The sequence below is a fragment of the Streptomyces qinglanensis genome (genome assembly GCF_900111245.1).
Lineage (GTDB): Bacteria > Actinomycetota > Actinomycetes > Streptomycetales > Streptomycetaceae > Streptomyces > Streptomyces qinglanensis.
Genome location: NZ_FOGO01000005.1, coordinates 1 through 19000, shown reverse-complemented (window position 1 = coordinate 19000; position 19000 = coordinate 1). Strand labels below are relative to the sequence as shown.

The 19000-nt window shown below is 71.4% G+C and carries 18 protein-coding genes; 16 read left to right on the top strand and 2 right to left on the bottom strand.

Annotation, left to right across the window (positions count from 1 at the left end; genetic code table 11):
* The first annotated feature begins 4 nt into the window (after window positions 1–4).
* The 12 genes from BMX65_RS12560 to BMX65_RS12505 all read left to right on the top strand — a co-directional run bounded on the left by BMX65_RS12560 (window position 5) and on the right by BMX65_RS12505 (window position 13094).
* Window positions 5–568 (top strand): hypothetical protein, encoded by a 564-nt coding sequence (locus BMX65_RS12560; RefSeq protein WP_177214254.1) that lies wholly within the window; start codon window positions 5–7, stop codon window positions 566–568.
* Window positions 569–752: 184 nt separating this feature from the next.
* On the top strand, window positions 753–1691 hold the full coding sequence (gene pdxS / locus BMX65_RS12555) for a pyridoxal 5'-phosphate synthase lyase subunit PdxS (protein WP_075000337.1): 939 nt from the start codon (window positions 753–755) through the stop codon (window positions 1689–1691).
* Between the two features lie 121 nt (window positions 1692–1812).
* Complete coding sequence (gene pdxT / locus BMX65_RS12550) at window positions 1813–2403, top strand: pyridoxal 5'-phosphate synthase glutaminase subunit PdxT (RefSeq protein WP_075000624.1); 591 nt, start codon at window positions 1813–1815, stop codon at window positions 2401–2403.
* A 59-nt stretch (window positions 2404–2462) separates the two neighbouring features.
* Complete coding sequence (locus BMX65_RS12545) at window positions 2463–3215, top strand: YebC/PmpR family DNA-binding transcriptional regulator (RefSeq protein ID WP_075000336.1); 753 nt, start codon at window positions 2463–2465, stop codon at window positions 3213–3215.
* Window positions 3216–3555: 340 nt separating this feature from the next.
* Window positions 3556–4140 carry a crossover junction endodeoxyribonuclease RuvC gene (gene ruvC / locus BMX65_RS12540; RefSeq protein ID WP_075000335.1) on the top strand — a complete coding sequence of 195 codons (585 nt, stop codon included), beginning with the start codon at window positions 3556–3558 and terminating at the stop codon, window positions 4138–4140.
* Window positions 4137–4760, top strand: a complete 624-nt coding sequence (gene ruvA, locus BMX65_RS12535; RefSeq protein WP_075000334.1) for a Holliday junction branch migration protein RuvA — start codon at window positions 4137–4139, stop codon at window positions 4758–4760. The genes ruvC and ruvA overlap by 4 nt, the downstream gene beginning before the upstream one ends.
* 4 nt (window positions 4761–4764) lie before the next feature.
* Entirely contained in the window at window positions 4765–5823 is a 1059-nt protein-coding gene (ruvB, locus tag BMX65_RS12530; RefSeq protein ID WP_075000333.1) for a Holliday junction branch migration DNA helicase RuvB, read from the top strand.
* A 164-nt stretch (window positions 5824–5987) separates the two neighbouring features.
* Entirely contained in the window at window positions 5988–6530 is a 543-nt protein-coding gene (gene yajC, locus BMX65_RS12525; protein ID WP_026005157.1) for a preprotein translocase subunit YajC, read from the top strand.
* A 138-nt stretch (window positions 6531–6668) separates the two neighbouring features.
* On the top strand, window positions 6669–8480 hold the full coding sequence (gene secD, locus BMX65_RS12520; protein ID WP_075000332.1) for a protein translocase subunit SecD: 1812 nt from the start codon (window positions 6669–6671) through the stop codon (window positions 8478–8480).
* 1 nt (window position 8481) lies between these two features.
* Entirely contained in the window at window positions 8482–9666 is a 1185-nt protein-coding gene (gene secF / locus BMX65_RS12515) for a protein translocase subunit SecF (RefSeq protein ID WP_075000331.1), read from the top strand.
* A 4-nt stretch (window positions 9667–9670) separates the two neighbouring features.
* Window positions 9671–10264, top strand: a complete 594-nt coding sequence (locus tag BMX65_RS12510; RefSeq protein WP_075000330.1) for an adenine phosphoribosyltransferase — start codon at window positions 9671–9673, stop codon at window positions 10262–10264.
* 334 nt (window positions 10265–10598) lie between these two features.
* Window positions 10599–13094 carry a RelA/SpoT family protein gene (locus BMX65_RS12505; RefSeq protein WP_398764121.1) on the top strand — a complete coding sequence of 832 codons (2496 nt, stop codon included), beginning with the start codon at window positions 10599–10601 and terminating at the stop codon, window positions 13092–13094.
* Between the two features lie 213 nt (window positions 13095–13307).
* Here BMX65_RS12505 and BMX65_RS12500 read toward each other — a convergent pair whose 3' ends face one another.
* Window positions 13308–14537 (bottom strand): DUF349 domain-containing protein, encoded by a 1230-nt coding sequence (locus BMX65_RS12500; RefSeq protein WP_075000328.1) that lies wholly within the window; start codon window positions 14535–14537, stop codon window positions 13308–13310.
* Window positions 14538–14728: 191 nt separating this feature from the next.
* Window positions 14729–15547, bottom strand: a complete 819-nt coding sequence (locus BMX65_RS12495; protein ID WP_075000327.1) for a peptidylprolyl isomerase — start codon at window positions 15545–15547, stop codon at window positions 14729–14731.
* A gap of 214 nt (window positions 15548–15761) precedes the next feature.
* On the opposite strand from BMX65_RS12495, the gene BMX65_RS12490 reads away from it, so the two are divergent.
* From BMX65_RS12490 to BMX65_RS12475, 4 genes are all read left to right on the top strand, one after another.
* Complete coding sequence (locus tag BMX65_RS12490; RefSeq protein WP_075000326.1) at window positions 15762–16487, top strand: MBL fold metallo-hydrolase; 726 nt, start codon at window positions 15762–15764, stop codon at window positions 16485–16487.
* A gap of 11 nt (window positions 16488–16498) precedes the next feature.
* Window positions 16499–17761 carry a histidine--tRNA ligase gene (gene hisS, locus BMX65_RS12485; RefSeq protein ID WP_075000325.1) on the top strand — a complete coding sequence of 421 codons (1263 nt, stop codon included), beginning with the start codon at window positions 16499–16501 and terminating at the stop codon, window positions 17759–17761.
* A 67-nt stretch (window positions 17762–17828) separates the two neighbouring features.
* Window positions 17829–18464 carry a vitamin K epoxide reductase family protein gene (locus BMX65_RS12480; protein ID WP_075000324.1) on the top strand — a complete coding sequence of 212 codons (636 nt, stop codon included), beginning with the start codon at window positions 17829–17831 and terminating at the stop codon, window positions 18462–18464.
* 68 nt (window positions 18465–18532) lie between these two features.
* Window positions 18533–19000: AAA family ATPase (locus BMX65_RS12475; RefSeq protein ID WP_143081842.1), on the top strand; the 468-nt coding region annotated here is incomplete at its 3' end.

Here is a 19000-nt window from a genome sequence, read left to right as displayed (position 1 = left end):
CGATATGCCCACCCTGACCACCGTCATCTGGATCGTCGTCGCGCTGCTGCTCGTGGGCGTCTACCTGAGCTGGACCGCGGGACGGCTGGACCGGCTGCACGCGCGGATCGACGCGGCCAGGGCGGCGCTGGACGCCGCCTTGCTGCGCCGGGCCTCCATCGCCCAGGAACTCGCCACCGCGGGCGTCCTGGACCCGGCGGCCTCCATGGTGCTGCACCAGGCCGCGCACGGTGCCCGGCAGGCCGACCAGGACCAGCGCGAGGTCGCGGAGAGCGAGCTGAGCCAGGCGCTGCGCGCCGTCTTCGCCGAGAGTGCCCAGTTCGAGGCCGTCCGCGCGGCTCCCGGCGGCCGGGAGACCGCCGCCGACCTGAGCGCGGCGGTACGGAGGGTGCCGATGGCGCGGCGGTTCCACAACGACGCGGTACGTGCGGCCCGTGCGCTGCGGCGGCACCGTACGGTCCGCTGGTTCCGGCTGGCCGGGCACGCGCCCTTCCCGCTGGCGTTCGAGATGGACGACGAGCCTCCGCGGCTGCCTGCCGACCCGGGCCGGGGGCCTTCCGCGGAGTGACCGGCCCGTGCCCGCCCCGGCACGCGCAGCCGCCCCGAGCGCGTCGCGGTCCGTGGCCGGACTGCGCGGGGCCGTACAGGCCACAGCCCCGCGATTGGCCCTTTTCGCAGGCCGCCCTGTTCGAGAGGGTGGTTTCTCGGACCTGAGCGGTCCCTCGAACATCACCCCTTCAGCGAGGTCGAACGTGTCAACTCCGTCCACCGCCACTGAGTCCGCCGGGGCCTCCGCCGCGGCACAGCGTCCCGAGACCGGCACCGCCCGCGTCAAGCGGGGCATGGCCGAGCAGCTCAAGGGCGGCGTGATCATGGACGTCGTCACGCCGGAGCAGGCGAAGATCGCCGAGGACTCCGGCGCCGTCGCCGTGATGGCCCTGGAGCGCGTACCCGCCGACATCCGCAAGGACGGCGGCGTGGCCCGGATGTCCGACCCGGACATGATCGAGGGCATCATCGAAGCCGTCTCGATCCCGGTGATGGCCAAGTCCCGCATCGGCCACCTCGTCGAGGCGCAGGTCCTGCAGGCGTTGGGGGTCGACTACATCGACGAGTCGGAGGTCCTGACCCCGGCCGACGAGGTCAACCACAGCGACAAGTTCGCCTTCACCACGCCGTTCGTCTGCGGCGCCACCAACCTGGGCGAGGCCCTGCGCCGGATCGCCGAGGGCGCGGCCATGATCCGCTCCAAGGGCGAGGCGGGCACCGGCAACGTCGTCGAGGCCGTCCGGCACATGCGGCAGATCAAGAACGAGATCGGCAAGCTGACCGTGCTGGACGACAACGAGCTCTATGCGGCCGCCAAGGAGCTGCGTGCGCCGTTCGAGCTGGTCAAGGAGGTCTCGGTGGCGGGCAAGCTGCCGGTCGTGCTCTTCTCGGCGGGCGGTGTCGCCACCCCGGCCGACGCAGCGCTGATGCGGCAGCTCGGCGCTGAGGGCGTCTTCGTCGGCTCCGGCATCTTCAAGTCCGGCGACCCGGCCAAGCGCGCCGCGGCCATCGTGAAGGCCACCACGTTCTACGACGACCCCAAGATCGTCGCCGATGCCTCCCGGGGCCTGGGCGAGGCCATGGTCGGCATCAACTGCGACACCCTGCCGGAGACGGAGCGCTACGCCAGCCGCGGCTGGTGACGCGGTCGGCGCCGCGCCGGGCGGCCGCAGTGCCCACCGGCGCGGCGCCCGGCCGGCCGCCCGAGGACCGGGCTCCGCCCGGTGGAACAGTCCAGCGACGAAGAAGGACCGCACCGTGACCGTGACAGCGCCGACCATCGGCGTGCTCGCCCTGCAGGGCGACGTCCGCGAGCATCTGGCAGCCCTCCGGGCGTCGGGGGCCGACCCTGTGCAGGTACGGCGCCCCGAGGAACTCGCCGCCGTCGACGGCCTGGTCATCCCGGGCGGCGAGTCGACCACGATCAGCAAGCTCGCGGTCACGTTCGGCCTCATGGAGCCGCTGCGCGAGCGGGTGTCCCGGGGGATGCCCGCCTACGGCTCCTGCGCCGGCATGATCATGCTCGCCGACAAGATTCTCGACCCCCGCTCCGGGCAGGAGACCGTCGGCGGCATCGACATGATCGTCCGGCGTAACGCTTTCGGGCGCCAGAACGAGTCCTTCGAGGCGGCGGTCGACATGCCGGCCGTGCCCGGCGGCCCGGTGGAGGGCGTCTTCATCCGGGCCCCCTGGGTGGAGTCGACGGGGGCGGCGGCTGAGACGCTGGCCTCTTACGACGGCCACCCGGTGGCCGTCCGGCAGCGCCATCTGCTGGCCACCGCCTTCCACCCGGAGCTCACCGGCGACCAGCGGGTGCACGCGCTGTTCACGGAGATGGTGCGGTCGGCACACTGAGTGGCTGGCGGTAGGATCTCCGCGTCGAGAAGTAGTTGGGACTGTGAAGGAGCGAGGCTGTGTCCGGCCACTCTAAGTGGGCTACCACCAAGCACAAGAAGGCCGTGATCGATGCCAAGCGCGGCAAGCTCTTCGCGAAGCTGATCAAGAACATCGAGGTCGCGGCCCGGATGGGCGGGGCTGACGTGGAGGGCAATCCGACCCTCTACGACGCCATCCAGAAGGCGAAGAAGCAGTCGGTTCCCAACAAGAACATCGACAGCGCGGTCAAGCGCGGCGCGGGCCTGGAGGCGGGCGGCGCCGAGTACGAGACGATCATGTACGAGGGCTACGGCCCCAACGGTGTCGCCGTGCTGATCGAGTGCCTGACCGACAACCGCAACCGCGCGGCGTCCGACGTCCGGGTCGCCATGACCCGCAACGGCGGCTCCATGGCCGACCCGGGTTCGGTCTCCTACCTGTTCAACCGCAAGGGCGTCGTCATCGTCCCGAAGGGCGACAGCTCCGAGGACGACGTCCTCGCCGCCGTCCTGGAAGCCGGTGTCGAGGAAGTCAACGACCTCGGTGAGAACTTCGAGGTGATCAGCGAGGCCACCGACCTGGTCGCGGTGCGCACCGCGCTCGTCGAGGCCGGGATGGACTACGACTCCGCCGAGGCCAGCTTCGTCCCCAGCATGCAGGTCGAGCTGGACGAGGACGGCGCGCGCAAGATCTTCAAGCTGATCGACGCACTGGACGACAGCGACGATGTGCAGAACGTCTTCGCCAACTTCGACGTGCCGGACGATGTGATGGCGAAGGTCGACGCGTAAGCGGCGACACGGCGCTGCCGCGTAAGCGGCGACACGGCGCTGCCGCGTAAGCGGCGACACGGTGCTGCCGTGCAGGCGGCGGCACGACACAGCCGCGTAAGCGCGACACGGTGCTGCCGTGCAGGCGGCGGCACGACACAGCCGCCCGAGCGGTGGTGCGGACGCGACCCGGTGGCGGCCCGCCCGCGCGCGTGGCGCGCCCTGTTCGTCGGCGACGGCTCCCGACGGCCCGGCGGAGACACCTCCGCCGGGCCGTCGGTTCTGCGTTCTGTCGGTGCTTCCCGATAACCTGCGGGAACACAAGGACGATTGCGCAGGGCGTACGGAGAGGGGGAGGGCATTGCGTGTGCTGGGGGTCGACCCCGGGCTGACCCGCTGCGGTGTGGGCGTGGTCGACGGGGTCGCCGGGCGGCGGCTGACCATGGCGGGCGTCGGCGTGGTCCGCACGCCCGCCGAGGCGGAGATCCCCGACCGGCTGGTGCTGATCGAGCGCGGGCTGGAGGAGTGGCTGGAGGAGCACCGCCCCGAAGCGGTCGCCGTGGAGCGGGTGTTCAGCCAGCACAACGTCCGCACGGTCATGGGCACCGCGCAGGCCAGCGCCGTCGCCATGCTGTGCGCGGCCCGGCGCGGGCTGCCCGTGGCGCTGCACACGCCCAGTGAGGTCAAGGCCGCGGTCACCGGTTCGGGGCGGGCCGACAAGGCCCAGGTCGGCGCGATGGTGACGCGTCTGCTGGGGCTGTCCGCCCCGCCGAAGCCCGCCGACGCCGCGGACGCCCTGGCCCTCGCGGTCTGCCACATCTGGCGGGGCCCCGCGCAGAACCGGCTGCAGCAGGCCCTCGCCGCCCGGCAGCCGGCCCCCTCCGCGCGCGCCCGGCGTCCGCAGTCCGGCAGTCCGCAGCACCGCACGAAAGGCACAGTCCGATGATCGCCTCCGTCTCGGGATCCGTCGCCGCGCTCGGCCCCGACTCCGCCGTGCTCGAGGTCGGCGGGGTCGGCATGGCGGTCCAGTGCACCCCCGGCACCCTCGCCGGGCTGCGCACCGGCGAGCAGGCCAGGCTCGCGACCTCGCTCGTCGTGCGGGAGGACTCGCTGACCCTCTACGGGTTCGCCGACGAGGACGAGCGCCAGACCTTCGAACTGCTGCAGACCGCCAGCGGGGTGGGGCCCCGGCTCGCCCAGGCGATGCTCGCGGTGCACAGTCCCGACGCGCTGCGGCTGGCCGTCTCCGGCGGGGACGAGAAGGCGCTGACCGCCGTGCCCGGGATCGGGAAGAAGGGTGCGCAGAAGTTGCTGCTGGAGCTGAAGGACCGGCTCGGAGCGCCGCTGGGCGCGGTGCCCGCCTCGCGTGCCGCGGCCGGGGCAGCCGCGGGCTGGCAGGAGCAGTTGCACGCGGCGCTGGTCGGGCTGGGGTACGCCGCCAAGGAGGCGGAGGAAGCGGTCACGGCTGTCGCACCGCAGGCCGAGGCGGTTGCCGCGGAAGGGGCCGAGCCTCAGGTCGGTGTGCTGCTGAAGGCCGCCCTGCAGTCCCTGAACCGGGCACGGTGACGCGATGAGCTCCGACGAACGGCTCGTCGACGCCGAGGTCGACGGGGACGAGCAGGCGGTCGAAGCCGCGCTGCGCCCCAAGCAGTTGGGCGAGTTCATCGGGCAGCCGAAGGTGCGCGAGCAGCTCGATCTGGTGCTGCGCGCCGCGCGCGCCCGCGGGGGTACCGCCGACCACGTCCTGCTGTCCGGGGCGCCCGGTCTCGGCAAGACCACGCTGTCGATGATCATTGCGGCGGAGATGGGCGCCCCCATCCGCATCACCTCCGGCCCGGCCATCCAGCACGCGGGCGATCTCGCGGCGATCCTCTCCTCCCTCCAGGAGGGCGAGGTGCTCTTCCTGGACGAGATCCACCGGATGTCCCGTCCGGCCGAGGAGATGCTCTACATGGCCATGGAGGACTTCCGGGTCGACGTGATCGTCGGCAAGGGGCCCGGTGCGACGGCCATCCCGCTGGAGCTGCCGCCCTTCACGCTGGTCGGCGCCACCACCCGGGCCGGGCTGCTGCCGCCGCCGCTGCGGGACCGCTTCGGCTTCACGGCGCACATGGAGTTCTACGAGCCGGCCGAGCTGGAGCAGGTCGTACGCCGCTCCGCCGAGCTGCTGGAGGTGCGCACGGATCCGGAGGGTGCGGTCGAGATCGCCGGGCGCTCCCGGGGCACGCCACGGATCGCCAACCGGTTGCTGCGCAGAGTGCGGGACTACGCACAGGTCAAGGCGGACGGCGTCATCACCCGTGAGGTGGCCGGTGCCGCGCTGGAGGTCTACGAGGTGGACGGGCGGGGTCTCGACCGGCTCGACCGCGCCGTGCTCGGCTCGCTGCTGAAGCTGTTCGGCGGCGGTCCCGTCGGCCTCTCCACGCTTGCCGTCGCGGTCGGCGAGGAGCGTGAGACAGTGGAGGAAGTGGCCGAGCCGTTCCTCGTGCGCGAGGGACTGCTGGCCCGCACTCCGCGTGGCCGCGTGGCCACTCCGGCCGCATGGGCTCACCTGGGTCTCACCCCGCCCCAGCAGTCCTCGGGGCCGGTTTCCGGAGGGCCTGGACAACAGGGCCTGTTCGGAGCGTGACGGCGCGGAGACTCGTCGGGCGGGGAACCTCGGTGCCATGCTTGACGTTGTTCCATCGGCGAAGGCTCGCTTAGACTCCGCCGACGCCCTCCCTTTGCGGAGGCTTGCCCACCCCGAATACCCAGGCCGCTGAGACGCGGCCATGCGAAGGAATATCTTCCGCCGTGGATCCTATTGCTCTGCTCCCGTTCATTGTGATCATCGGGGCCATGTTCCTGATGACTCGCTCCGCCAAGAAGAAGCAGCGTCAGGCCGCTGAGATGCGTGACCAGATGCAGCCTGGCACGGGCATCCGCACCATCGGGGGCATGTACGCCGTCGTCAAGGAGATCCGCGAGGACAGCGTCCTCGTGGAGATCGAGCCCGGTACGCACGCGCTCTTCGCCAAGAACGCCATCGGCGCCGTGCTCTCCGACGAGGAGTTCGACCGCATCACGAACGGTCCCGAGGGCGAGGAGTTCGACGTCGACACGGTCGTCCCGGACGACGCCTCCTCGCTGACCCGGGACGAGGACGACGCCTCCTCCGACGCGAAGCCCGACCTGCGGAAGAAGGACGCCGACGGCGACGCCGCCGGGGAGGCCGGGAAGCAGGAGGGCGAGGAGTCCGCCGACGCGTCCGACGAGCCGAAGGGCGCGGACGCGGCGAAGGCCGACACCGCCGAGGCCGAGGACGCCAAGCGGGACGAGGACGCCGACTCCAAGTAAGGTCAGCGCCGCCGGGCTGGGGGAGAGGACCGGGTCCGGCGGCGTAGCACGTCCACAGACCACTTCGCGCGCCGCTGTGCCGCGCCCGGCCGAACTCGCGGGGGCGGCACGGGCGGTTGGACAGGGAGAGACGAGAAGGTGGCAGCACCGAAAAGGGGTCGCAGGGCCTCCGGCGCCAAGGGGAGGCCATGGCGCTCCCTAGGGCTGATTCTGGTGATCACGGCCGGGCTGGTCGCGGGGATGTTCGCCTCGGGCCACAAGACGCCCCGGCTGGGCATCGACCTGGCGGGTGGCACCAGCATCACCCTTGAGGCGAAGAATCAGCCGGGCAAGCCCAACGCGATCAACAAGACCAACATGAACACCGCCGTCGGCATCATCGAGCGGCGCGTCAACGGTCTCGGTGTGACGGAGGCCGAGGTCCAGACCCAGGGCGACCGGCACATCATCGTCAACATCCCCAAGGGCACCAATTCCAAGCAGGCGCGCGAGCAGGTGGGCACCACGGCGCAGCTCGCGTTCCGCCCGGTGCTGACGCTGGCCCAGGTCGGCAAGTCCCAGCAGCCCCAGCCCTCCTCGTCCCCCTCGCCCTCCGGCTCCGGCAAGCAGGACAAGAGCCAGGACCAGAAGGACCAGAAAGACCAGAAGGACGAGAAGGAGCAGGGCAGCCAGGGCGACCAGGCCAACCCCTCCTCGGACTCCTCCGGCCAGGGCCGGGCCGTGACCGAGGGGCTGACCGCCAAGACCGCCACGACGGACAAGAGCCCCACCCCCTCGGCGAGCGAGTCCGGCGGCAAGAAGAGCCCGCAGCCCACGGCGCCGCCCCAGCAGCCCCAGCAGCCCGGCGTCCCGGCCGCGCTGGCCAAGCAGCTGAACGCGCTCGACTGCACCACCAAGGAGGCCCGCGCCAAGGCCAGCGAGAAGGCCGCGAGCACCAAGGGCTCCGAGCCGATCGTCGCCTGCGACGCCAAGGACCCGATCAAGTACGCGCTCGGGCCGGTCGCCGTGCAGGGCAAGAACGTCAGCAAGGCCAAGGCCGTCTTCGACCAGCAGCGCGGCCAGTGGATCGTCCAGATGTCGTTCAACGACAAGGGCTCCGACCAGTTCGGTGAGATCACCGGCGAGCTGATGAAGAAGCCGCAGCCGCAGAACCAGTTCGCCATCGCGCTCGACGGCCAGGTCCAGTCGGCACCGACCGTGAACCAGCGGCTGACCAACAACGCGGAGATCTCCGGCAGCTTCACCCAGGAGTCCGCCGAGGAACTGGGCAACATCCTCTCCTACGGCGCGCTGCCGCTCTCCTTCGAGGAGTCGGACGTCACCACGGTGACCGCGGCACTCGGCAGCGACCAGCTCAAGGCGGGACTCATCGCGGGCGCCATCGGGCTCGCGCTGGTGATCGTCTACCTCGTCGCCTACTACCGCGGCCTCTCGCTGATCGCCATCCTCAGCCTGCTCGTCTCGGCGGCCATGACGTACTCGATCATGACGCTGCTGGGGCCGGCGATGAGTTTCGCGCTCAACCTCCCCGCGGTCTGCGGCGCCATCGTCGCCATCGGCATCACGGCCGACTCGTTCATCGTCTACTTCGAACGCATCCGGGACGAGGTACGGGAGGGCCGCACGCTGCGGCCGGCGGTCGAGCGTGCCTGGCCGCGCGCCCGGCGCACCATCCTGGTCTCCGACTTCGTCTCGTTCCTGGCCGCGGCGGTCCTGTTCATCGTCTCGGTCGGCAAGGTGCAGGGTTTCGCCTTCACCCTCGGTCTGACTACCGCGCTCGACGTCGTCGTGGTCTTCTTCTTCACCAAGCCGATCATGACGCTGCTCGCCCGCAAGCCGTTCTTCGCCGACGGGCACCCCTGGTCCGGACTCGACCCCAAGCGGCTCGGAGCCCGGCCCCCGCTGCGGCGCGGCCGTCGCACCGTCAGCACCGACCCGAAGGAGGTCTGAGGTGTCCCGTCTCGGCACTCTCGGCGCCCGGTTGTACCGCGGTGAGGTCGGTTACGACTTCATCGGGCACCGCAAGCTCTGGTACGGCCTCTCGATCCTGATCACCATCACGGCCATCGTCGGGCTCGTCGTCCGCGGCCTGAACATGGGGATCGAGTTCGAGGGCGGTGCCGTCTTCACCACGCCCAAGACCTCGGCCTCCGTGCAGCAGACCACGGAGGCCGCCGAGCGGGTCTCCGGGCACACGGCCATCGTCCAGGAACTGGGCGACGGCGGTAAGCGCGTGCAGATCGCCAGCGTCGACACCAAGACCTCCACCCAGGTCAAGGAGGAGCTGGCCGACGAGCTGAAGGTGAACCCGGAGAAGATCGACGCCCAGCTGGTCGGTCCCAGCTGGGGCGAGCAGATCGCCAACAAGGCGTGGCAGGGGCTCGGGATCTTCATGATCCTGGTGGTGATCTACCTCGCCATCGCCTTCGAGTGGCGGATGGCGCTCGCCGCGCTCATCGCCCTGATCCACGACATCACGATCACCGTCGGCGTCTACTCGCTCGTCGGGTTCGAGGTCACCCCGGGCACGGTGATCGGTCTGCTGACGATTCTCGGCTACTCGCTCTACGACACGGTCGTGGTCTTCGACGGCCTGCGGGAGAGCAGCAAGAGCGTCACCAAGCAGACCAAGTACACCTACAGCGAGATCGCCAACCGCAGCATCAACGGCACCCTGGTGCGTTCCATCAACACCACCGTCGTCGCACTGCTGCCGGTGGCCGGACTGCTGTTCATCGGCGGCGGCATGCTCGGCGGCGGCATGCTCAACGACATCGCGCTCTCGCTGTTCGTCGGTCTGGCCGCCGGTGCCTACTCCTCGATCTTCATCGCGACCCCGCTGGTGGCCGACTTCAAGGAGCGCCAGCCCGAGATGAAGGCCCTCGCCAAGCGCGTGCGGAACAAGCGGCTCAAGGCCGCCGAGCGCGAGGCGAACGAGCCGGACGACGAGCAGGGCGAGGACCCCGGCGACGAGCCGGGCGACGGCGGAGGCGGGGGCGGCGTCCGCCCGCCGGTCTCCGTGGACAACGGCCGCGGCGGCGGTCCCGCGGCGGCCGGTGCGGGAGTCGGGGGCCAGCGCCGCCAGCCGCCCGCCCGCGGCCGAGGGCGCGGCAGGCCCTCCGGAAAGCGCAGGTGAGCCGATGAGTGCCACGGATTCCTCGCCGGCTTCGCCGACCTCGCCGTCCCTGCCGGTCCCCGCCGAGGTGCGGGAGCTGCTGACCAGCCGGATCCACGATGTGCCCGACTACCCCAAGCCCGGGGTGATGTTCAAGGACATCACCCCGCTGCTCGCCGACGCGCGGGCGTTCGCCGTCCTCACGGACGCGTTCGCCGGGCTCGCCGAGCGGCACCGGGCGACGAAGATCGTCGGCCTGGAGGCGCGCGGGTTCATCCTCGGCGCCCCGGCTGCCGTCCGCGCCGGCATCGGCTTCGTCCCCGTGCGCAAGTCCGGCAAGCTCCCCGGCGCCACCCTCTCCCAGGCGTACGACCTGGAGTACGGCAGCGCCCAGATCGAGGTGCACGCCTCGGGGCTCGCCGAGGGCGACCGGGTGCTGGTGATCGACGACGTCCTGGCCACCGGCGGCACCGCCGAGGCGTCCGTCGAGCTGATCCGGCGCACCGGTGCCGAGGTCGCGGGCGTGGCCATACTGCTGGAGCTCGGCTTCCTCGCCGGGCGGGAGCGGCTGGAGCGCGCCCTGGCCGGTGCGCCGCTCGAGGTCCTCGTCAGCGTCTGAATCCCGGTCCCCGACCGGCCTCCGGCCCCTGCGGGCGCCAGGCGGTCACCCGATACGGTTCCCCGGGAGTGCCCGGGCCGAGCCGGGGAGGGTGGCCGCCTGTGCCGTCCTCGCGGGCCCGGCCGCGCGGTCCGCCCCGGCCGCGCGTCCACCGCTTCGCCGTCCGGGAGCGCCCGGTCCGGCCGGGGTGGCTACCATGGCAGTCCGACCTGCGGTCCACCGAGGAGTGCTCTTGCCAGACGAGGCCCAGCAGCTCACCGCCGCTCAGCGCCAGGAAGCGGAGGCCGCCGGCGAGGCGGCCCGGCAGCGGTCCGGCGCCGCGGCCGACGGCGGGCTGCCCTCGAAGAGCGGGACCGGCGGCCGCTCCGGTGCGCAGGACCACGCCGGGCAGCGGTCCGGCGCCCCCGCCGCTCCGGCGCGCGGCGGCAAGAGCGGGGAGCGCACCAAGGGCGCCGAGAACGGCGCTCGCGACCGTGTGGCGCCCGCGCGTGCGGTCTCCGGAGTGTCGGGCCGCTCCGGCTCCTCCAACCGCGTACGCGCCCGTCTGGCGCGTCTGGGCGTCCAGCGGTCGAGTCCGTTCAACCCGGTGCTGGAGCCGCTGCTGCGGATCGTGCGCAGCAACGACCCCAAGATCGAGTCCTCCACGCTGCGCCAGATCGAGCGCGCCTACCAGGTCGCCGAGCGCTGGCACCGCGGCCAGAAGCGCAAGAGCGGCGACCCGTACATCACCCATCCGCTGGCCGTCACCACGATCCTCGCCGAGCTGGGCATGGACCCGGCGACGCTGATGGCCGGACTGCTGCACGACACGGTCGAGGACACCGAGTACGGGCTCGACACCCTGCGCCGGGACTTCGGCGACCAGGTGGCGCTCCTGGTCGACGGCGTCACCAAGCTGGACAAGGTCAAGTTCGGCGAGGCCGCCCAGGCCGAGACGGTGCGCAAGATGGTCGTCGCGATGGCCAAGGACCCCCGCGTCCTGGTCATCAAGCTCGCCGACCGGCTCCACAACATGCGCACGATGCGCTATCTCAAGCGCTCCAAGCAGGAGCAGAAGGCCCGCGAGACGCTGGAGATCTTCGCCCCGCTCGCCCACCGGCTGGGCATGAACACCATCAAGTGGGAGCTGGAGGACCTCGCGTTCGCGATCCTCTACCCCAAGATGTACGACGAGATCGTCCGGCTGGTCGCCGAGCGTGCGCCCAAGCGGGACGAGTACCTGGCCGTCGTCACCGACGAGGTCCAGGCCGACCTGCGGGCGGCGCGCATCAAGGCCACCGTCACCGGGCGGCCGAAGCACTACTACAGCGTCTACCAGAAGATGATCGTCCGCGGCCGGGACTTCGCGGAGATCTACGACCTGGTGGGCATCCGCGTCCTGGTGGACACCGTCCGCGACTGCTACGCCGCGCTGGGGACCATCCACGCCCGGTGGAACCCGGTTCCGGGGCGGTTCAAGGACTACATCGCGATGCCCAAGTTCAACATGTACCAGTCGCTGCACACGACGGTCATAGGGCCCGGCGGCAAGCCCGTCGAACTGCAGATCCGCACCTTCGACATGCACCGCCGCGCCGAGTACGGCATCGCCGCGCACTGGAAGTACAAGCAGCAGGCGGTCGCCGGCGCCTCCAAGGTCCGCACCGACGCGCCCAAGGGCGCGGGCAAGGGCGGTGCCGCGGACGAGACGGTCAACGACATGTCGTGGCTGCGGCAGCTTCTCGACTGGCAGAAGGAGACCGAGGACCCCGGCGAGTTCCTGGAGTCCCTGCGGTTCGACCTGTCCCGCAACGAGGTCTTCGTCTTCACGCCCAAGGGCGACGTGATAGCGCTCCCGGCGAGCGCCACCCCCGTCGACTTCGCCTACGCCGTCCACACCGAGGTCGGCCACCGGACGATCGGCGCCCGCGTCAACGGCCGCCTGGTGCCGCTGGAGTCCACCCTGGACAACGGCGACACCGTCGAGGTCTTCACCTCCAAGGCGTCCGGTGCCGGGCCCTCGCGGGACTGGCTCGGCTTCGTCAAGTCACCCCGCGCCCGCAACAAGATCCGCGCCTGGTTCACCCGTGAGCGGCGCGACGAGGCGATCGAGCAGGGCAAGGACGCCATAGCGCGGGCCATGCGCAAGCAGAACCTGCCCATCCAGCGCATCCTCACCGGCGACTCGCTGGTCACTCTCGCGCACGAGATGCGCTACCCCGACATCTCGGCGCTCTACGCCGCCATCGGCGAGGGCCACGTCTCCGCGCAGCACGTCTGCCACAAGCTGGTGCAGGCGCTCGGCGGCGAGGACGAGGCCAAGGAGGACATCGCCGAGACCGCGCCGCCGATGCCCGCGCGCAGCACCCGGCGCCGCTCCAACGCCGACCCGGGCGTCGTCGTCAAGGGCGCCGGCTCCGACGTGTGGGTCAAGCTGGCCCGCTGCTGCACACCCGTGCCCGGCGATCCGATCATCGGGTTCGTCACCCGCGGCAACGGCGTCTCGGTGCACCGCGCCGACTGTGTCAACGTCGACTCCCTCACCCGGGAGCCCGAGCGGATCCTGGAGGTCGAGTGGGCGCCCACCCAGTCCTCGGTCTTCCTGGTCGCCATCCAGGTCGAGGCGCTGGACCGCTCCCGCCTGCTCTCGGACGTCACCCGGGTGCTGTCCGACCAGCACGTCAACATCCTCTCGGCCGCGGTGCAGACCTCCCGCGACCGGGTCGCGATCTCCCGCTTCACCTTCGAGATGGGCGACCCCAAGCACCTCGGCCATGTGTTGAAGGCCGTCCGCGGCGTCGAGGGCGTCTACGACGTCTACCGCGTCACCTCGGCCAGGCGCCCGCAGTAATCCGGAGGCTCCCGCAGCGGTCGGGGGTGCGCCCGTCGGGCGGTCCCGGGCCGCGCCGGACGCTCTCCGGCGCGCACAGGGGGACCGGGCCCGGCACAGTCGGACCGGGGAGCGCCCCCGCACAGGCGGACCGGGGCGCTCACCGCTCCGCGGCAGTGTTCCGCGGGGCCGCGGGGCCGGTGCCCCGCGGCCCCGCCGCCCCACAGGAGAGCCTCAGCCGCCGAACTCCTGCAGGCCCTTCTGCGCCTGGTCCAGGAGGGCCTGGCGGCCCTCCAGCTCGCGCTCCAGCTTGGCCACCTTCGCGGTGTTCCCCGCGGCCCGGGCCTTGTCGATCTGGTCGCGCAGTTTGTCCACCGCGTCCTGGAGCTGGCCGGTCAGCCCCTCGGCACGGGCCCGCGCCTCGGGGTTGCTGCGCCGCCACTCGGCTTCCTCGGCCTCCTGGACGGCCCGCTCGACCGCGTGCATCCGCCCCTCGACCTTCGGCCGCGCGTCCCGCGGCACGTGCCCGATGGCGTCCCAGCGCTCGTTGAGCGTGCGGAAGGCGCTCCGCGCGGCCTTCAGGTCGGTGATCGGCAGCAGCTTCTCCGCCTCGGCGGCCAGCTCCTCCTTGCGCGCGAGGTTCTCCCGCTGCTCGCTGTCGCGCTCGGCGAAGACCTCGCCGCGGGCCTGGAAGAAGATGTCCTGGGCGCCGCGGAACCGGGCCCACAGATCGTCCTCGTGCTCCCGCTGCGCCCGCCCGGCGGCCTTCCACTCCTGCATCAGCTCGCGGTACTTGGCCGCGGTGGGACCCCAGTCCCGCGAGCCGGAGAGCGCCTCGGCCTCCGTGACCAGCTTCTCCTTGCGCTGCCGTGCCTCCTCGCGCTGCGCGTCCAACTGCGCGAAGTGCGCCTTGCGGCGCTTGGAGAACGCCGAGCGCGCGTGCGAGAAGCGGTGCCACAGCTCGTCGTCGCTCTTGCGGTCCAGCCGCGGCAGGCCCTTCCAGGTGTCGACCAGCGCCCGCAGCCGCTCGCCGGCGGCCCGCCACTGCTCGCTCCCGGCCAGCTCCTCCGCCTCGGCGACCAGCTCCTCCTTGGCCCGGCGCGCCTCCTCGGCCTGCTGCACCTTGCGGGCCTTGCGCTCCTCACGGCGCTTCTCGACACCCTCGGTGAGCTGGTCGAGCCTGGTGCGCAGCGCGTCCAGGTCGCCGACGGCGTGGTGCGCGTCCACCTGTTCGCGCAGATGCGCGATCGCGGCTTCGGCGTCCTTGGCCGCCAGATCCGTGGTCCTCACCCGGCGCTCAAGCAGGTCGATCTCCACGACCAGACCGTCGTACTTGCGCTCGAAGTAGGCGAGGGCCTCGTCCGGCGAACCCGCCTGCCAGGACCCGACGACCTTCTCGCCCTCCGCCGTACGCACGTACACAGTCCCCGCGTCGTCGACGCGGCCCCACGGGTCGCTGCTCACAGCGCCTCCTCCACAAGATGCCCGGCGGGACTGTGGCCCCCCGGCATCGTTCACGGTTCTCGTCACAGCCAACATAGGCGACCGGCGCCCGCGCTGTCCGCATCCGGCGAGCGGCGAATTGCCGGTCGGGAACGTACCGCGCGGGCGGCGACCGGCCGCGGGCGCTCAACCCGGCCGGGGGCCGGGGAGCGTCAGGACTTGCGGACCGTGGCCTCGTCGATCACCACGGTGGCGTTGGGCCGCCCGTCGCCCTGGACCCGCATCGGGGTCAGCCCGGCCTTGGCGATCTTCTTCAGCACCTTCATGCCGGAGTCGGTGACCTTGCCGAACGGTGTGTACTTGGGCGGCAGCTCGCTGTCCTCGTAGACGAGGAAGAACTGGCTGCCGCCGGTGTCCGGGCCGCTGTTGGCCATCGCGACGGTACCCGCGGGGTATGTCGCGCCCTTGAGGTTCTCGTCGGGCAGCTCGTAGCCGGGATCGCCGCTGCCGGTGCCGGTCGGGTCGCCGCACTGCAGCACGGAGAGCTGCTGGGGCGGGCCGGTCATCCGGTGGCAGGCAGTGTGGTCGAAGAACTTCTCGCCCGCCAGGAAGTCGAAGGAGTTGACCGTGTGCGGGGCCTCGCCGGCGTCCATCGTGATGTCGATCTCGCCGCAGGTGGTGCTCAGCTGCATGGTGTAGGACGCCGACTTGTCCACCTTCATGGCCGGCTCCTTCTTCCACTGCTTGCCGGTCGGCTTGCCCTTGGCCGGCTTGTCGCAGGGGTCCGGCGCCTTGCTGGTGGGCGGCGCGGAGGGCTTGTCGGCGGCGCTGTCGGACTCGTCCTTCTTCTTGTCGCCGTTCAGCCCGCCCGAGGCGGCGTAGGCCCCGCCCGCGGCCAGCACGATCACCAGGCCGAGGGCGATCGACATGTTGCGTATACGGGCCTTGCGGCGGGCCGCCTCCCGCCGCTTGAGCTGCCGCGCGTACTTCTCACGGGCGAGCTGCTTTCTGCGCTGCTCACTGCTGACCACGGTCTCGTCTCCTTCGAGGCGTCTGGCGAGGGCGTCTTCGAGGCGTCGCACCTGCGGGACCTCACGTACCGTATACGCCACCCTCACGGGTACGCGCCGCCCGCTGCTGGTTGGCTCCGCGCGCACCCGCGCCGGTAGGCTGGCAGCTCCTGACCGGCGAACGGCCTGCCCGGCCGCGTCGCCGCTCCCGCTGTCGGACGAATGAAGGACGATCGTGCTCGTTGCCGGGTTCCCCGCCGGGGCCTGGGGGACCAACTGCTATCTGGTCGCCCCCGCCGCCGGCGAGGAGTGCGTGATCATCGATCCGGGCCATCAGGCCGCGCAGGGCGTCGAGGAGGCCGTCGCCAAGCACCGGCTCAAGCCGGTCGCGGTGATCCTCACGCACGGCCACCTCGACCATGTGGCGTCCGTCGTCCCGGTCTGCGGCGCGCACGGCGTACCCGCCTGGATCCACCCGGACGACCGCTACATGATGAGCGACCCGGAGAAGGCGCTGGGCATGACGATCGGGCAGCCCCTGATGGGCGAGCTGACCGTCGGCGAGCCGGACGACGTGGCGGAACTCTCCGACGGCGCGGTCCTGGACCTGGCGGGGCTGGAGCTGAGCGTCGCCCACGCGCCCGGCCATACCAAGGGGTCGGTGACCTTCCGGATGCCCGAGCAGGCGGATGTCCCGCCGGTGCTCTTCTCGGGCGACCTGCTGTTCCCCGGCTCCATCGGACGCACCGATCTGCCCGGCGGCGACCCGGACGAGATCCTCCGCTCCCTGGCCCGCGTGTGCCTTCCGCTGGAGGACGAGACCGTGGTCCTGCCCGGGCACATGCACCAGACGACCATCGGCCGCGAGCGCGCCACCAACCCCTTTCTGCGACAGGTGGCGGAGCACGGCCCGGGAGGCGGCGGCAGCGACGCCGCGGCCGCCCCGCGACGAGGAATGTGACGAGAAGCCACATGAGCACCTTCAAGGCCCCCAAGGGCACCTACGATCTTCTGCCGCCCGGCTCCGCGACCTACCTCGCCGTGCGCGAGGCCATCGCCGCACCGCTGCGCAGGTCCGGCTACGGATATGTGGAGACACCCGGGTTCGAGAGCGTCGAACTGTTCGCACGCGGTGTCGGCGAGTCCACCGACATCGTGACCAAGGAGATGTACACCCTCACCACCAAGGGCGGCGACGAGCTGGCGCTGCGCCCCGAGGGCACCGCCTCGGTGCTGCGCGCCGCGCTGGAGGCCAACCTCCACCGGGCGGGCAACCTCCCGGTGAAGCTGTGGTATTCGGGCTCCTACTACCGCTACGAGCGCCCGCAGAAGGGGCGCTACCGCCACTTCTCGCAGGTGGGGGCAGAAGCGGTGGGCACCGAGGACCCCACGCTCGACGCCGAGTTGATCGTCCTCGCCTGCGACGCGTACCGCTCGCTGGGGCTGACCGGCTTCCGGCTGCTGCTCAACTCGCTCGGCGACCGCACCTGCCGCCCCGTCTACCGCGCCGCGCTCCAGGACTTCCTGCGCGGCCTCGACCTGGACGAGGACACCCGCGCCCGGATCGACATCAATCCGCTGCGGGTGCTGGACGACAAGCGGGAGAGCGTGCAGCGGCAACTGGCCGGTGCGCCGATGATGCGCGACCACCTGTGCGCGGAGTGCAAGGCGTTCCACGAGGAGGTGCGTGCGCTGCTCACCGAGGCGGGCGTGCCCTTCGAGGACGATCCCCGGCTGGTGCGCGGACTCGACTACTACACGCGTACCACTTTCGAGTTCGTCCACGACGGCCTCGGCGCGCAGTCCGCCATCGGCGGCGGCGGCCGGTACGACGGCCTCTCCGAGATGATCGGCGGCCCCGCGCTGCCCTCCGTCGGCTGGGCCCTGGGAGTGGACCGCACGGTCCTGGCGCTGGAGGCCGAGGGGGTCGAGCTCGAACTGGCACCGGCCACCGAGCTGTTCGCCGTACCGCTGGGCGACGAGGCGCGCCGTGCGCTCTTCCGGCTGGTCACCGAGCTGCGCCGGGAAGGCGTCGCGGCGGACCTGGCCTACGGCGGCAAGGGCATGAAGAACGCCATGAAATCGGCCGACCGCTCCGGTGCGCGGTTCGCGCTGCTGCTCGGGGACCGCGACCTCGCCGAGGGCGTTGCCCAGCTCAAGGACCTCGCCAGCGGCGAGCAGCAGGCCCTCCCGCTGGACCGGGTGGTGGCCGAAGTGCGAGCCGAGCTGCGGTGACCGGCGGGCCGGTTGAGGCAGAATGTGCCCCAACCGGCCATGACCAGATGACGGGACGAGAACGGCTATGACGACGACGGCACCCCTCGACGAGGCGCACACGGGCGCGAACACACCGAAGGGGGGTGCCGTCGGTGCGAGCAGGGCCTTCTCCTGGATGCTCATCGTCACCGCAGCCGCGGGGCTGCTCGCGGCCTGGGTGATCACGCTCGACAAGTTCGAGCTCCTGGAGGACAAGGACTTCAAGCCGGCCTGCAGCATCAACCCGGTCGTCGCCTGCGGCAACATCATGCAGAGCGACCAGGCTTCGGCCTTCGGCGCGCCCAACCCCATGATCGGGCTGGTGGCCTACGGCATCGTCATCTGCGTCGGGGTCACCCTGCTCACCCGCGCCGCCTTCCCCCGCTGGTACTGGCTGACCTTCAACGCGGGCTGTCTGTTCGGCGTCGGCTTCGTGACCTGGCTCCAGTACGAGTCGCTGTACACCATCGGGAACCTGTGCCTGTGGTGCTGCCTGGCGTGGGTCGCGACGATCATCATGTTCTGGTACGTGACCGCGCACAACGTCCGCAGCGGTTTCCTGCCGGCTCCCGCGGCGGTGCGCGGCTTCGCGGACGAGTTCCCGTGGGTGGTGCCGGTGCTGCACATCGGGGTGATCGGCATTCTGGTGCTGACCCGCTGGTGGGACTTCTGGACCGGCTGAGGCCGGGTCCGTGCGGCCCGGCGAACGGGATGCCGCGACTGTCGGTGCGCTGACTTAGGGTTTCCGTCGTGGAGCCCGACCTATTCACCGCAGCAGCAGAGGACCGCCAGGCGAAGGACCCGTCGGCCAGCCCCCTCGCCGTCCGGATGCGTCCGCGCACCCTGGACGAGGTCGTGGGGCAGCAGCATCTGCTGCGCCCCGGATCTCCGCTGCGCCGCCTGGTGGGGGAGGGCGGCGGCGGCCCGGCCGGAACCTCCTCCGTGCTGCTGTGGGGGCCGCCGGGCACCGGGAAGACGACCCTGGCCTACGTCGTCAGCCAGGCCACCGACAAGCGGTTCGTGGAGCTGTCGGCGATCACCGCCGGAGTCAAGGAAGTACGCAGTGTCATCGACGGGGCGCGCCGCGCCTCCGGCGCCTACGGCAAGGACACCGTCCTCTTCCTCGACGAGATCCACCGCTTCAGCAAGGCCCAGCAGGACTCCCTGCTGCCCGCGGTGGAGAACCGCTGGGTGACCCTGATCGCGGCCACCACCGAG